6 protein-coding genes are annotated in these 14,218 nt (G+C 64.7%); all 6 read right to left on the bottom strand.

What is annotated here, in order from left to right; translation table 11 throughout:
- Positions 1-47 precede the first annotated feature (47 nt).
- Positions 48-950, bottom strand: a complete 903-nt coding sequence (locus CHB87_RS14595) for a rhamnogalacturonan acetylesterase (RefSeq protein WP_089409177.1) — start codon at positions 948-950, stop codon at positions 48-50.
- A gap of 23 nt (positions 951-973) precedes the next feature.
- The gene (locus CHB87_RS14590; RefSeq protein ID WP_089409176.1) at positions 974-2,221 is read right to left on the bottom strand and encodes a glycoside hydrolase family 88/105 protein; all 1,248 of its coding nucleotides are present in this window, start codon (positions 2,219-2,221) and stop codon (positions 974-976) included.
- A 9-nt stretch (positions 2,222-2,230) separates the two neighbouring features.
- The gene (locus CHB87_RS14585; RefSeq protein WP_089409175.1) at positions 2,231-3,598 is read right to left on the bottom strand and encodes a glycoside hydrolase family 28 protein; all 1,368 of its coding nucleotides are present in this window, start codon (positions 3,596-3,598) and stop codon (positions 2,231-2,233) included.
- An 11-nt stretch (positions 3,599-3,609) separates the two neighbouring features.
- The gene (locus CHB87_RS14580) at positions 3,610-6,306 is read right to left on the bottom strand and encodes a glycosyl hydrolase (RefSeq protein WP_245818007.1); all 2,697 of its coding nucleotides are present in this window, start codon (positions 6,304-6,306) and stop codon (positions 3,610-3,612) included.
- A 277-nt stretch (positions 6,307-6,583) separates the two neighbouring features.
- The gene (locus tag CHB87_RS14575) at positions 6,584-10,429 is read right to left on the bottom strand and encodes a TonB-dependent receptor (protein ID WP_245818006.1); all 3,846 of its coding nucleotides are present in this window, start codon (positions 10,427-10,429) and stop codon (positions 6,584-6,586) included.
- Positions 10,430-10,728: 299 nt separating this feature from the next.
- The gene (locus CHB87_RS14570) at positions 10,729-14,199 is read right to left on the bottom strand and encodes a DUF4450 domain-containing protein (protein WP_089409173.1); all 3,471 of its coding nucleotides are present in this window, start codon (positions 14,197-14,199) and stop codon (positions 10,729-10,731) included.
- Positions 14,200-14,218: the final 19 nt, after the last annotated feature.

Below are 14,218 nucleotides of genomic sequence, written 5' to 3'. Positions count from 1 at the left end.
CGGTGCATTCTGTATTCTTTTTGTAATCCCAAAACGAGCCGCTTCGACTACTTCGCGTCGGGGTCGTGATAGGCCGGAATCTGCGACGCCAGCGGCGAGAAATCGGGCGCAACGGGATCCTTCGCCAGCCCCTTCAACCCCGCGACGACGCTCGCCGCATTCAGCCTTGCGCCCGGCAGACTGGTATGCGTGTGGGGGTCGCCAAAGAGCGGCTCGACCGCCGCCTCGCCCATCTGGTCGTACTGCCGCGCGATGATCTCGTTCAGGTCAATGAAGCCGATGCCCTTGGCCTCGGCAACATGCCGTGCCCAACCGCCGTACTTGGCCTTGTTGCGTTCGATGTGGCCGTCCTTCCACGTCTTGCGCGGAATCGGCGAGCAGATGATCGGCGTCGCGCCTTTTGCAATCGTATCGGTTACATACTGCGTCATGTACCAGCCGTAGGTATGCACCGTCTCATGCCGCTTCAGAATCGGGTTCTCGATCTCCACGGTCTCGTCGCCAAAGCCCGGCAGGCTGGCCCGAGCGCGCGCCGGGTCGTCCGGTTTGCCTTCGTCGTTGTGTCCCCACTGGAAGATGACGGTGTCGCCCGGCTTCATCATGTCGAGCACCTCCTGCCAGTGGCCTTCGATGATGTAGCTCCGGCTCGAGCGCCCGCCGATGGCTCGGTTCACCACGTTGATCTTCTTCGTATCGAAGAACGCAACCAGCGGCTCGCCCCAACCCATCTGGTTGTTCGCGCCGTCGCCCTTGCCGTTGCGCACGGTGGAGTCGCCGACCAGCCACAGCGTCGGCAGCTTCTTGTTCGCAGGCACGGGCAGGTTCAGCCGCGCGTTCAGGCCTGGGTCGGTGTTCGCGTAGGTCGGCGCCTGCGCATGCAGCGCGGCAACGCCACAGGTCAGCAGAGCCAGGGTTAGAACGGCGGGCCGGAACGACTGCAACAGACGCATGACACTCTCCTCAAACTCTGGCGTTATCTCTTCGAGGGCTTACCGTTGGAGGGCATTGAAGCCATCCGCTTCAGTTCGGCGCCGGCCAGCAGATAACCGCCCACGCCATAGTCGTAGCTTGCCGTCGGGCGATAGAACGCAGGCTCCGCGCCGGTCTGCTGAATGCAGCCGAGGCGGCCGTCCGCATAGACATGCGTCAGGATGCCGGCCCATCCGCGCTCGATCACGGGCTTATAGACCTTCGCGTCGAGGATGCCTTCGTTTACACCGTACGCCAGCCCGAAGACCATCAACGATGCGCCCGAGACCTCGGCCAATGGATAGTCCTTGGGGTCGAGCAGGTCGGCATGCCATTGACCATCGGCGCCCTGCAGCTCGGCCACGCGCGCGGCCATCTCCTGCAACTGCTTCACGTAGAACGCGCGCCGCGGATCATCCTTCGGCATGTACTCCAGCGTTCGCGCAAGACCGCCCATCACCCAGCCTTCGCCGCGCGACCAGAAGATCTTCTTGCCGCTCGGTCCGCGCTTGGGGATGTAGCTTTCGTCGCGTGCGTAGAGATGCTCTTCCTTGTCCCACAGGCGGTCATAGGTCACATGCCACTGCTTGTCGAGATAGTTCAGATACTTCGGGTCGCCGGTCGCGGCGGTCATGCGCGCCCACAGTGGAGGCGCCATGAACAACGCATCGCACCACCACCATGGGATGCGCGGATCGCCCGGCTTCAGCGTGTCGAGGCCGATGACCTGCTCGAGCGACGCCTTCGTCGGCTCGATCATCGACTTATCTTTCTTGCCCGACTTGAGATAAAGCTCCACGTACGTCTGGCCGATGCTCTGCGCATCGGCGTTCGGATACTGGTCCTTGATCTCGTAGTTGAAGTGCTTCGACATCTTCGTCATGGCGTCGCGATACTTCGCATCGCCCGTCGAATCCGCAACGGCGATGAAGCCGCTGTAAAGCACGCTCCACGTCCACACGCGTTCGCCTTCGAAGTACGGCTGCCAGGTCTTCAGCTCCCAGTCAGCGACCTTGCGCACGGCCGCGTCGATCGCCGCGGGCTCGATCTTCGCGGACAGGTCCGTGGCCAACGGACCGCCATCGAGCGGCGCGTCGCCGAAGTGACGCTTGGCGTCCTTGTCGATACCGGCCTGCATGGCTGGTGTAGGTTCTGGATAGCTTGGAGCCTGCGCCTGCATCGTGCCGGCGAAGATCAGCGCCGCTGCGCTGCCGAGAACGGTTCGTCTAAGAAGTGTCTTCGTGGTCGTCATGATTCGTCCTTATTTTTCCGTCGTCGCAATGCCGGTGACATGGTCGCTCTCGGTGAGCAGAACCTTGCTGTTGTCGGCCGTCTTCAGCTTGATGTCCGAGAAGGTCCAGTCCTTCGCGTCGGCGATGTGCCCTGCCTTACCCGCGTCGAGGTCGAGGTGATCGAGCTTGAACCGCTCCAGCGGATACTTCGCATACGCGTCGACTTCGAACGCGGTCTTCGCCGTGCCCGAGATGTTCCAGATGTGTACGTCGTGAAAGTGCGCGATGCCCTTCTCATCCGGCACGGGCGTCGAGAGAGCGACCCAGTACGGCGGATAGTTCTTGATGCTCGCCGGGATCGTCGCATAGCTGTACGCGGGATTCCAGTTCATCGTCACGCGCAGAGCGACGGCGACATCCTGCAGCTTGAAGTCGTGCAGGCGAATGTCCTCGCCCCAGCCGCCGCGCGTATGCGCCGATTTGAAGAGGATACCCACGGGCACCGGGCTGATCGCAGTGATGTTGTAAGCCTCGATGTTGCGAAAGCCGCCCGAGGTCTCGCTGCCGAAGGTGACGCCCGCGGCGCCGGCGCGCACAATGTTGTCGCGCAGCACGACGTCTTCCGTAGGCCGGTTCACGCGCAGTCCGTCGGAGTCGCGCCCGGCCTTCAGGCACAGCGCATCGTCGTTGACGGCGATGTCCGCATGCGCGACGAGCACCTTCTTCGACGAGTCGATATCGACGCCGTCCGTGCTTGGTCCCTTGCCGTCGTCGTTGTTGCGGATGGTGATGCCATCGACCTCGACATCGTGCGAGTAGCAGATGTGCAGCGTCCAGAAGCCGGAGCGCCGCAGCAGCAGGCCGCCGCCCACCTTCACGCCCTCGGACTTGAAGATCGCGACCAGCCTTGGGCGGCGCGCGTCATAGTCCGAAGCCCAGCGCAAGCCCTTCGGTTCGTAGTCCGCGCGCAGCGTGCGGTAGCTGTCCCAGAAGACCTTGCCATCGCCATCGATCGTGCCTTCGCCGGTGATAGTTGCGTTCTTCTGCTCGTAGACATTGACCAGCGCGGCGGGCCACGTCATCTCGATGCCGGCCACGCGCGTCGGCATCATGGGGTAGTCGGCGATCTTCTGCGAACCAAGGATCGTCACGCCTTTGTCGAGCTTCAACGTGACGCCGCTTTTGACGAAGATGGACCCGCTCAGATACACGCCCGGCGCGAACGTCACCGTGCCGCCCGTGGTCATGGCCGCGTCGATCGCCTTTTGAATCGCGGGCGAATCCAGCGTCTTGCCATCGCCCTTGGCGCCGTACGCGGAGACGTTGTAGTCCTTCGCCAACGCCAGCGGCGCAAGCGCGATCAGACCCGATACAGCGATGCAACGTACAAGATTCATTCGCCTCTCCGCTATCTCTTCATCAACTGCACCGTGCCGAGGATGCCCGAGGGCAACGGCTCCAGGTGATCCATATCCTGCGGGACGAAGCGTTGGCCGTAGCGCGCGCTCAGCAGTTTGTAGTCCGTCGGCGCGCGGCCCGCAAGCGTGTTGATGGCGAGGTTGTCGACGCGCACCTCGATCGCGTTCTCGCCCTCGTGTAGCAGCGGCGCGATGTCCACGCGATACGGCGGATGCCAGACGCCACCCGCGCGCTTGCCGTTCACATACACCATGGCCACCTCGCGCACCGGGCTTTCGAGCAGCGCGCGCATGCCTGCCTTGATCGCCGGGTCGACTACGACCGGCGTGCCGACGCCGAAGTCCAGCGCAATCTCCGCGCCCTTCAGATCCTTTGCCTCCACCCGCACGCTCTTCGTGTAGACAGCCTCACCCGAGAAGTACCTGGTCGCCGCATCGTCGGTCCACGACGCAGGCTGCGGCTCGGTCTTCGCGATCTTCAAGGCGGGGAACGCAACCTTCCAGTCGTGCGAGATGTCGGCCAGCGGCGCCCAGGGCTTCTCCGGCGCAGCCTTCACCGCTCCGGGCAGAGCCTTGTCCGACAACACGAAGACACGCGACTCGTACGGCGCCAACTCGAGCGCAACCGGTCCGGCGACCGGCCCCGAAGTCATATCCGTGGCCGCGCCGGTAAAAGGATCAAGCGCGGTTACAAATTCACGCGACGCTCTGAACGTCGCCGAAGCATGCGCCGGCACGTTGCTCGAATTCACCACGAAGTAGACATCCGCGTCCGCCAGCTTGCGATGCACGAAGCCCATCTCGGACGCCGTTCCCGTCACGGCCATGTCGGGCGTGAGCGCCTGCTTCAATGCCGCGCCGAGGTCGGCATCGCCGGTGATCTGCCGCGCCTGCTTCGGATCGGCGAAGAGCTTCTGCGTCAGTCCCGCAACCTGCTTCGAAAGCTCTTCCTCATGCGCGAAGCCCGGCGCATGCGCAGGCAGTGAGCCGACCGCGATCACCTTGCCGCCCTTGGCCGCGTATGCCGCGATCGCCTTCAACGTCTCGGGCGACATGCGATCCACATGCGGCAGCACCAGCACCGGGTAAGGGATGCCGACCTTCTGGATCGCCTCCGCATCGATGTAGTCGAGATTGTAACCATTGTTGAGCACTTGCTCGATCAAACCCGGCGTGATGTACTTCGCCATCTCGCCCGACAACGTCACGTGGCCCGGCTTGAACTCCGCATAGGCATCGTCGTTCGGCAGCAGCACGGCGATATCGTTCGCCGGTTTGCCCTGACGCATCAGGTAGCTGACGCGCTGGAGATACTTCGTCACCTCCGGCATCACCGGCCACCAAGGGTTGTGATCGTTGAAGACGGCGGCGGCGTAGAACGCCCAGCCCGGCTCCTCCACACCCGGAGCGGTATAGGGCCAGCCGTGTCCGATGAGCTGGTTGACGCCCTGCAGGAAGAAGCGATCGGCCTCGGCCTTCATGTCCAGCGGCGTCGCGCGGAAGGCGGGCGAGTGCAGCCACGTCCACGTCTCGGCCGAGGTCACGTTGCGGTCATACAGATGGCTCGCCGAGCTGGCCAGCCGCGTGAACGAAAACGCACGCCACTGCGGGCCTTCGCCCTCGGGCAGCGCGACGAGGTTGTTGCTCGAAAGCGATACGGCCGGCTCGCCGTAGGTCTGCGAGCGGAACTGCGTATGATGCGCCTTCGCCCAGTCGTTCACCGGCGTCAGGTAGCGCTCGTCGATCAGCTCGGTCAGGGTCAAGCCCCAGTCACGACGCAACGCCGCTGCGCCCGGCCCCGTACCGCTCCAAAGCTCCGGCAGATGCGGCGTCAGATCGTAGCCTCGGCGCTTCTCAAACTCCGGCAGCAGATCGTCGGTCCAGTCCGCTCCGTAAACTTCGAGGCTGTCCGAGAAGACCGCGTACGGCGGGTTGTCGCCAAAGGCCGCGATCAGCTTGTTGGCGATCAGGTTCAGATGGCTGTCGACGGCCTTGCGGCTGAAGTGGTCGAGCACGAAGCCGTCGGCATCGACCGCCGCGCGCTTCACCTGCTGGCCGGTGCGACTGGCGATGAAGAATAGCACCACCCGCGTATGCTTGCTGGGCGCGACTGCAATGCGGCCCTCACTCGGGGCCGCCGTCAGCTTCATCATGCTGGCCGCGTCGTACTTCTTCGCGTTGCCCTCGCCGGTAAAGACCGCGATGAGCTTCTCGCCGTTGCCGATGCTCGGCACGGTCACCGAGGCCGCGTTCGCGGGCAGCTCCTCCGCCGCGAAGCGCAGACGGCTCGAAGCCTCGTCGATCGATACATGCGGGCCGCCGTAGGGCCATCCGCTGGCCAGCGTCAGGTCGACGCGCATGCCGTTCTCGTGCGCCTTCTCGCCGGTAAACTTCAACACGTCCATGAAGCCGTCGGAGAGATAAGGCAGGTTCTTGAAGTCCTTCGCTTTGTCGTCGAGCGCGACCGCGTACACGGGCTGAATCTCGAAGCCGCCGATGCCGCCTGCCTTCATGGCGAGAATCTCGCGTTCCAGCTCCGGCTTGACGACCGCCGGACCGAACCACCACCAGCGCATCATGATGCGGGCATCGTCCGGCGGCGTCTGGAAGCCAGCCTGAACGGCGGCGATGGAGCCCTTTTCGGGCGCGGTTGGAGCCTGCGCCCGGACGCCTTGCGGCAATGTCAAAAGGGAAACTCCGGCGCAGAACATCCACCTGCGAACTCTACCCGGAATGAAGCTCTCAGCCGCGTCTGTCTTGATCTTTGTACGCTTCATACAGTCCTTGTTTTCAGGTTTCCCGATTGCACTTTTCAGCTTCAGCAGGGAGTGTAAACACTCGCAACCGCCACGTCCAATCGAGCGCGTAAGCTCAACGGAAGTGGCGGTTGCGAGCATCGACCGATGCCCCGATTCAGACGGCGAAGGCCCCTGCAATGAGGAGCCCTCGCCGATTCGACCGCGGTTAGAAGTTCACTCGACCGGCAAACTGGAAGTCGCGATTACCGCTCGCGCTGCCCACCGTGCCGAAGGTTGAATTGGCTGCCGTGCTCCAAACCGACCCGATCGTTCCGAATGTCGGATGGTTGGTGATGTTGAGGCCGTCGGCTTCCAGAACAAGACGGAGGCGTTCGGGCGTCAGGTTGAAGGTGCGGCGCAGGCTCAGGTCAAGGTTGTACTTGCCCGGAGCGTGCATGCCGTACGGAGCGGTGCGGGGCGCGTCGCCGATCTTGGTGATCGGGGTTGCGCCAGCGCCGTAGTTGTTCGGAGCCATGAACGCCTTCGGATCGATGTACTGCTTCGCCGACAGAGCGTTTGCCTTGATGCCGGAGCCGAAGGCGCCGTTGATGCGCGGGCTGCCGACGTAGTTCGGATTGACGTCCGGCATGCACTGGCCGACCAGCGGCGTCGTGCAACCGGCGTAGGTGATCGCGATCGGCGCGCCGGAGGTGTAGGTGTAGATGTTCGAGAGCTGCCATCCACCGGCAATCGCGCTCACCCACTTGTTACCCCCGGCCAGCTTGTTCTTGCCGAAGGGCGACTGGTACACGCCGTAGAACGAGATGTTCTGCGGAATGTTAGTCACCGTCTCGGCGCGATCGATGCGGTTGGCCTTGTACGACTTTCCGTTCGAGGTCGCGCCCGAGGGCAGATCGTAACCGCTGCGGAAGGTGCCGTCGTCGCCGACGTTCTTCGACCAGGTGTAGTTGATGGTGAAGCTGACGCCATGCGCAAGACGCTGCGCCAGCGAAGCCTGCAACGCGTTGTAGCTGAAGTTCGACACATCGCCCCAGGTGTCGGTCACGCCCGAGTACTGCGGGAACGCGACAAGCGTCTGGGCGATGGTGGTCGTCTTCGAGTTGGTGGACGAGATGCTGGCATACGGCAGCTTCGCCGTAGGCATCTTGGCCTGCAGGATCGCGACGTTCGCCGGGGTCGCCTGCGCGCTCAGCAGCGGTGTGGCGCCGGTCGAATCCGTTACGTTGCCCAGGGCCGCGAGATAGGTCGGATTCAACTGATTCGACCAGTAACCGCGTCCGTTCGAACCGCTCGCCGCCACAAAGTGGCTCTGCGTGCCGGCATAGTTCAGGGTGAGGGTCAGATCCTTCGTCAGCGACTGCTGAATGCCGCCGTTGTAGAAGCTGAACTCCGGCGCGCGGCTGGAAAGATACGGGTCCGCGTAAGCCATGGTGCTGGCGGTGACGTACGCGCCAGCCGCGTTCAGATAGTTACCCGTGTTGAGCGTCTGGTTGGCGGTGCTCGGCGCGGTAGGCGTTGGCAGAACATAGCCCGGACCGCCGTACGCCGTGTTGGCGAGACCCGCCGCCGTGAAGGCCTGGCTGTTGTTCAGGTAATAGGACGGGCCGGCAGTCGTACCGGTCGTCACCTGGGCCGGCGTCGTTGCGCTGACGTTGAAGCCGGTGGCGCCCGTTCCCGTGCCCGCGCCGCCGCGTCCGCCGACGCCGCCGCCCAGCGAGTACACCAGCGCATAGCCGCCACGGATGACCGTCGTCGGCGTCACCGCGTAGGCGAAGCCCACGCGCGGACCGTAGTTCTTCCACCACGTATTGACCGGTGTACGGCACTGGCAGCTTACGCCCGCGCCACGGTTACCGGCATACTGCAGCGCGCCGAGGTTGCCGGTCGCCGTGTTGACGATGTTCGGATTCAGGAAGCTCCAGCGATCCTCCACCTCGTGGTATGGCGGCAGGTAGTCCCACCGCAGGCCGAGGTTCACCGTCAGCTTCGGCGTGATCTTCCAGTCGTCCTGCACGTAGGGCGACATGTCGCGGTAGCGGCCGCCGGTCTCGGACACGCCCTGAATCGCCACGTTCGAGCTCGGCACCGCGCCCAGCAGATAGCTGGCGTACGAGAAGCCCGTGTACGCGGTGCTCAGCGTCGGCGAGGTGACGCCGGCTGCATTGGTCGGGAAGCTGGCGGTCGAGTTCGCGTCGTACGCCGTGGTGAAGATGCCGGACGGACCCGCCTGTGCGGCCACGTTGTCCTGCAGCCACTGGATCTGTCCGCCAAGGGTGAGCGCATGCTTGCCCTTCACCCACTGCAGGTTGTCGAGCATCGTGTAGGTATTCGGCACGGTCGTGCCCGTGGCGCCGCTTGCGCCGGCGGAGGTCCAGGTCGTCTCGGGAATGCCGAAGGTGGTGGTCGCTCCGAAGCTCGCGCCCGGGAACTCGTCCGCGGCCTGACCGGCGGGCAGGTTGGTGATGCCGAAGTCGGCCGCCGCGCGGTAGGGCGCGACGTTCTCCGTCAGCGATCCGACCGGCTGCGCGAAGCGGCTGTAGCCATACTTGAACTGGTTCACGAGATTGTCGCGAATCGTCCAGGTGTGCTCGACATCCATGACGGTCGGCTTGATGATCGCGGTGCTGCCGGCCGTATACGGAATCGGCAGAACGACGCCGGCGGGCGAACCGCCCACGGTGAAGGGTACGTTTTTACGCGTGCCGATCGTCAGCACGTAGGACAGGCGCTGCCGCTGCGTCAGGTCGAAGTCCAGGCGCGTCGCGAACTCCCAGTTGTCGTACCCCGTCGGTACGCCGCCCAGGTAGTTGCCGCTGATGCCCGCATTGCTCGGCGTCGGCAGGAAGCTCTGCATCTTCTGCGCGATCGGCGAGATCTCCGCCGTCGGAATCTGGTTGTTGGGATACGGATTGCGGCAATACGTGCCGTTGGCCGCGGAGCAGGCCGCCGTGGTCGTCGGATCGTAGATCTGGCCGATCGGCTGGCACTTGACCGTCGTTCCCGTGCATCCGGTGGGGCCGTTGGGGTTGAAGACGTTCGGCTGCAGCAACTGGCTGAAGTCGCCGTTGCGCATCGCCAGCGTCGGAATCGTCAGGCTGCTGGGGTTGATGCCGTTGCGCGAGTGAAAGCGATCGTACGTCGCGAAGAAGAAGCCCTTCTTATGCGTGAACGGAATCTGTCCGCCGAGCGAACCGACAATCTCGTTCTGATGCTCGACCGGCTTCGGCGCCGGGGTGGTGACGCCGGCCGCATTGGTCACCGTCAGCGCGGGCGCCGTGAAGCCCCAGGTGTCGAAGATTGTGTTGCGGACGAAGATCGCCGCCGTGCCGTGGTAGCCGCTGCCGCCCGACTTCAGCGTAAAGTTGATGAGCCCGGCGCCCTGATACTCCGCCGCCGGAGTGCTGGTGACGACCTGGAACTGGTCGATCGCCTCGACCGGAATCGCGTTCGAAACCACGCGGTTATCGCCCTGCTGGTTCACTGTCGTGACCGGGATACCGTCGACATACACCGACGCCAGGTAATTGCCCGTGCCGCCGATGATCGGCGCGCGCGAACCGCTTTGCACGCCCGGCGTCAGCACCGCGAAGGCCGTTGGGTCGCGCTGCTGGCCGTTCATCTGCAACGGCAGATTCTCGTACGTCGAGTTCTCCATCACAGCGCCGAGCACGGCGTTGGTGGTTTCAAGCGCCGGCGGCGCCGCATCCACCGTGATCTCGGTCGAACTCTCGCCCAGCTTCATCGTGATGTTCAGGCCGGTCAGCTTCAGCGCATCGATGTTGAAGTTCTTCTGCGTGTAGCCCTGAAAGCCCGTCGCCTTCACATTGACCGTATACACGCCGGGGATGATCGGCGAGATGGTGAACAGACCACTTCCCGAGGTTTCGCGCGTAGTGGTCACACCGGTGGCGTCATTGGTGGCCGTGACGCTCGCGCCGGGAATCGCCGCACCGGTGGAGTCGACGACCGTACCCTGGATACCGGCCTCGCCGCCGGTCTGAGCTTCAAGCGTACGAGTCGCGACGCCAAGCGCCAGAAGAAGGGTTAGCAAAAAACCGGTAAAGCGCCTGCCGGTGCTGCTCAGGGGCCCGGGGCAGACTCGTGTCTGCCTCTGATAGGAGTTACAGAGTTCCATATTTCCTCCACTAAAAACGACAGTGCCGCAAAGGCAAGCGATCAGCCTAGAAATCTATTGAGCGGAGGATAGAAGTGTCAATAGGAAAATTATTTCATCCAAAATACTCAATAAATACAAACACTTCCACCGTGACGCCGGTCTGCCGGCGCCGTCATGCGCGTGAATGCTCGATTTTCAGCCAAAAACAACAAGGCGGACCAATCCGACTTTAGTCAGACTCCGAGCGTAATACCCAGCACGCCCAGGACAACCCCATAAAGGTTGCAGCGCATCTGAAGCATTTCGAGTGGACGACGAGCATCCAGCTCTACCCGCAAAACAGTTGCGGAGCCGCCCGGAACCCTTCGTCCTCCCAGCTTCAGGGTCGTCCGGTCGAGCCTTCGGGACAGCCCGGTGCGCAGGTCGACCCGCAACGGAAGCTCCACCTCCGGCTCGCCGTAGGGCTCCATCCGGAAGACATAGTCGTCCACCAGATAGTCCTGCTCGACCGGCCACCAGTTCGCCGGGGAGCGCAACTCGACGACCGTCGGCGCTCCGCCGTCCGCATACCCCACCCGCACCACGCCGTGTACGGATCGCGTCGCCTGGGGAAAGGTCGTACAGGCCAGCAGCAGATAAATACATTTGGCCTGACCACTTAGCGGCAGGCTGACGCTGGGGCGGTCGCCTTGCCACTGCGAGAGGAAGCAGCAGTTCGCCGCGAGTCCGGCCGGTGTGCGGAAGACCAGGCCGCCATCCAGGCGCAGTGCGCCACCGGCCTTGCGCAGCCCCGCGTCGTCGACGACGGTCCGGTCGTCGAAGTTCGCCCAGCCGCCCAGCAGCCCATCCGGCAGATTGAGCGACGCCAGCCCGGAACGCGGCGCGGCGTGCGAGCGGGTGAAGATCTCCCGCACCTGCCCGGTCAGCAGGCCGTCCATATTCACCGGCATAAAACTTTCTTTCCCCCTGCGAAGAGGCACAGGCAATGGAGCTGCCTGTAAGCGAAGCTCGATCGGCAGCCAATACCGGCACTCGCCATGCTCCACCGCGACGAAGACCGTGCCGCTCTTCTTCACGTTCAGGCCATCGAGACATCCCTGGGGATCGTCGACCGCCTCTGCCCGAGCTCCAGGTGGCAAGTCGATCCGGTCGCCCACTCTGCACGACAGGGCGCGAGGACGCGCGATCGGCGCTTCCCCCTGCCAAACCAGCTCGAGCGTCCATGACCTTGCGACAGCAAGCTCGATCACAACGATAGGCTGCCCTACGGGCTCTGGGTCGAAGGAAACTCTCGCATCCTCGACGTTTACCTGCGGCAGCGCCGTCATCCAGGCGGGCAGCTCCAGCCGGAGTGCAACCGGCTTCGAAAGATGCGATTCGATCCTCCAAATCTCCTTCGCGCCGTCCGGCCTCCCCTCGCGCCGGTAGAGCAGCGTGAGCTCCGGATGCCTGAGTTCCGCCTTCTCCCACGCCGCCGGGAGCTGCGGCCGCAGGTTCAGGCGTCCGGCCAGCAGGTCCGGCTGCACGCCCCACAGGCCCTCGACGATCGCCCGCGACGCGCAGCCAATCGGGTCGGCGAAGTCCCGCTGCGACTCCTGCCGGTGCGGGTCGAGCTGCAGGGACATGGGAAAGTTTCCGGGACACAGCCCGCGATAGCACGCGTCCACCAGGCTGCCGTAGAGCAGCCCGTATCCCTCGACCGCCATGCCGGCCTGAAAGAGCGCGAGCGCCATGTGCAGGTTTTCGCCAAGCGTCAGCAGCGTCAGGCTCCAGACATACGGCAGCCAGTCCGAGCAGGCCATCTGCCAGCCGCCCCGCGGCACGCCCTCGCCCTCGACCGGCACGCGGCGGATGGCGCGCAGGCGTTCGGCGGCCATCTGCCATGCCTCTTTGCGCGTGGCGACCTCGCTGTCGATGGTGTGGTAAACCGTCCACACGGCGGGCGATTCGGCCAGCGTGCGCTCGCCCAGCCAGTCGCGGCTTTCGGCGAAGGCGCCGCGCGCGGGCATCCAGAGATGCTTGCGCATGGCCGCGCGGATGGCGTCGGCCTCCGCGCGATACGCCTGCGCGACGGCGGCCGGCTTGCCCAGCAGCTCCGCGAGCTGCGCCATACCACGATTCAGGAAGACGTTATAGGCCGAACTGTGCGCCGCGCCGCCGCCGTTGTACTGCAGATTGTCGCTCGCCCAGATGGCCGCGTAGGCCTCGTACAGCGGACTGGTCGCGGCCGGCGAGCCATATTCCCGCCGGAAGAGCCGCCGCTCCCACGCCGCATGCCGCTCCAGCGCCGGCCACGCCTCGCGCGCAAAGTCCAGATCGCCGGTCCAGCGCAGATGCCGCAGCAGCGCGTCGAAGAGCACGAGATTCATGTCGTAGTGGTTCTTCGAAAGGTCGCCGTTCGAGTGCAGCAGCGCCTCGGACCGCGAGTTCGCCGAGCCTTTATCCGGCGCGCCCCTGGCCTCTTCCACCCCTTCGAATCCCCTTGTGGACGCCGTACCGCCCGACCCATTCGTCACGTCCGAGACGTTCTGCCGCGCCAGCCAGCGCCGCAAATGCCGCTGCATCCGGTCGTGACGGCCCGTGATATCAAGCACATACGGCCCGCGCCAACCGGCCAGCGCCATCCGCCACGCGACCGCCCCATGCATGACGCAGCCAGCGGCCTCGTCCCAGACGGCGTCCGCGGCGATGTTCAACGCGCCGGCGACCCCGTCGAGATGCGCGTCCGGCGTCGTCCAGCTCAGTCCCCGCGCAATCTCTCGCAGCTTCGTCGACCGGTCTTCCCCGGTCAGAACGCTCTCCGCCGCAGGCAGAATCGTTCCCGCCAGCACCTGAATCCGCAGCCCGACCGCCTTACCCGTCAGCGCGATCCGCCCGGCCAGCGCGGGCAGCAAACCCGCCTGTGCGCCCCACATCGCATCCCAGCCGCGACCCCAGGCCTCGCCATCGACGACCCGCATCTCGGCGCCCGCCGACGCCGTCAGCGCCAGCGCGATCTTGCCCGAGACCACCTCCGCGACGCCGTTCTTCAGCGTCCACAGATTGCCTTTGCACTCCTCCGGACGCACCTGGAAGAATCGGCTGACCGGCTCGACCTCGCAGCCGATGTCGCCGTTCCGCTTGCCTTTGCGGCCGCTCACTCCGGCAAAGGCCCACACCAGCTCCAGCCCCTCCGGTGCGGTAACACTCAGGATCTCAATCCGCAGCCCAGCGCCCTCGGTCTGCACCTGCACCGACACGACGCCATCGCCCGCCAGCGCATCGCGGACCATATACTCCAGCCGCCCATCGACATACTGCGTGAAGACATCCTGCGCCTCATGCAGCCACCTCGTCGCATGCCCCGCGCGAGCCAGCCCCAGCCGCAGATTGCCCCCGTGCCCCGGCAGATACAGCGAGAACTCCGGCAGGTCGCCGCCATCCACGCGAAACGGAATGTTCGGCCCGTACAACGGCCGGTTGAAGAACTCTTTGCCGTTGCGGATGAAAAAGCCCGCGCCCTCCGGCTGATAACGCATCGGCCTCGCGACGTTCGACTCGAGCAGCGGAACCAGGCCACCGGCGGTGATCTCCGGCGAGTCGCCCTGCGACTTCGCGGGCGGCGGCAGAGCCTCCTGCGCCACGGCCGGATCGAGATGCGCGAGCGTCCCCAGCGCCGCCGCGCCGCCTACAAACTGCCGTCTCGTCCAGCCCGCATCCGCCATGGTCCGCTCCTGAAATTAT

This window comes from Granulicella rosea, assembly GCF_900188085.1.
Taxonomy (GTDB): Bacteria; Acidobacteriota; Terriglobia; order Terriglobales; family Acidobacteriaceae; genus Edaphobacter; species Edaphobacter rosea.
This window is presented reverse-complemented; position numbering and strand designations above follow the sequence as displayed.

Bases quoted from the DNA above. Each gene is read 5' to 3' on its own strand.
- CHB87_RS14595 (WP_089409177.1), bottom strand. From the start codon at position 950: ATGCGTCTGTTGCAGTCGTTCCGGCCCGCCGTTCTAACCCTGGCTCTG.
- CHB87_RS14585 (WP_089409175.1), bottom strand. From the start codon at position 3,598: ATGAATCTTGTACGTTGCATCGCTGTATCGGGTCTGATCGCGCTTGCG.
- CHB87_RS14590 (WP_089409176.1), bottom strand. From the start codon at position 2,221: ATGACGACCACGAAGACACTTCTTAGACGAACCGTTCTCGGCAGCGCA.
- CHB87_RS14570 (WP_089409173.1), bottom strand. From the start codon at position 14,199: ATGGCGGATGCGGGCTGGACGAGACGGCAGTTTGTAGGCGGCGCGGCG.